Below are 1184 nucleotides of genomic sequence, written 5' to 3' on the forward strand. Positions count from 1 at the left end.
CAATGCTCTCAACTTAAGCCTTCGCATTACGCGAGTTTGTAGGCGAGATAGAAATGGGGCTTGGCCTTTCTGGGTGGCCTGGGACAGGAGCGTGACGGCTGTATTCGACATCGGGTGCGGTGAATCACCGAGAGAACCGGGGCGAGGCTGTCCAGGCAGCGCTGGATGCGCAGAAGGCAGCCGGCAAGGATCGGCCTGAGTGCGCCCAGTGCGTAGATGCGGTTAGGACGACTGGTCAATGCCTCTTCGTGCGGCGCATCCAGGTCACTGAGCAAGGTGCACAGGTTGTCAGCGAGGATCTTTGCGCCGAAGTCCTGCTGCAGGGCCAGATAGTCCAGACCCGTGACGGCCTCCAGCCGTAGCCGGTGCTTCAGGCGTTTGAACGCTTCCTCCACGCGCCAGCGCTGATGATAGAGCGCGCCGAATGTCGCGGCGCGGTAGCGCTGGACATCAAGCAGGGAAGTCATCAGCACACGCACGCGCCCGCTGGGGGTAACGTCGCGGATCAGGCGCACCGTGCTGGGTAGGCGCGCCAGTTCATAGTCGTGGGCATCCTGCTCGCTGGGCGCGGCCAGCGTCACCACGCGTTCGGCCTCGCCGCTGCGCGCAAACGCGGTGACGCATTTCCAGTTACGGGCATCGACGCGCATGCAGAACGCGATTTCACGCTGCACGAGCGCAGCCACCATCGTGTTGCCGATGTAGCCGCGATCGAGCAGCAGCAGATCGCTGCGCGGTTGCAGCACATCCAGGGCCTCGAACAGCATCTGCCGCTCGGCGCCGTCGGCGGGATGAAGCGCGGCGTGCAGGGTCAGTTCAGCCCCCGGCAGGAACAGCGCAAACGCATAGTGATCGGCGCACAGTTCATGGCCGCGACGCGTGCCCACGCGCAGACGGCTGCCATCGGCGGCCACCAGGCGCAGACCGTGCCAGCGCATCGAATCGAGATGAGGTTGGGCCAGTGCAATCAGGCGCGCGCGGGCCAGTTCGAACAGATCGGCCGAGAGCCCGCGGCGCGCCTTGCTGAAGGCCTGTGCACTGACGGCACGGGTAGGCGTGCCGTGCTCGCCGAGCATGCCAAACAGGGAGTCGAGTTCGGCCTGCACGCTGCTACACATGGCGGACATCATCATCGCGGCCATGCGCGGCAACGTCAGTGTGCGATTGCGGGTAAAGGCGGTGGG

Annotated in this window: 1 protein-coding gene; it reads right to left on the bottom strand. The window is 65.0% G+C overall.

All coding sequences use genetic code 11. From position 1 onward, the window contains the following. Nucleotides 1-26: 26 nt before the first annotated feature. Nucleotides 27-1184: IS4 family transposase (locus M3I56_RS40560; protein ID WP_254358661.1), on the bottom strand; the 1158-nt coding region annotated here is incomplete at its 5' end.

The sequence above is a fragment of the Paraburkholderia sp. CNPSo 3281 genome (assembly GCF_024206515.1).
Classification (GTDB): Bacteria; Pseudomonadota; Gammaproteobacteria; order Burkholderiales; family Burkholderiaceae; genus Paraburkholderia; species Paraburkholderia nodosa.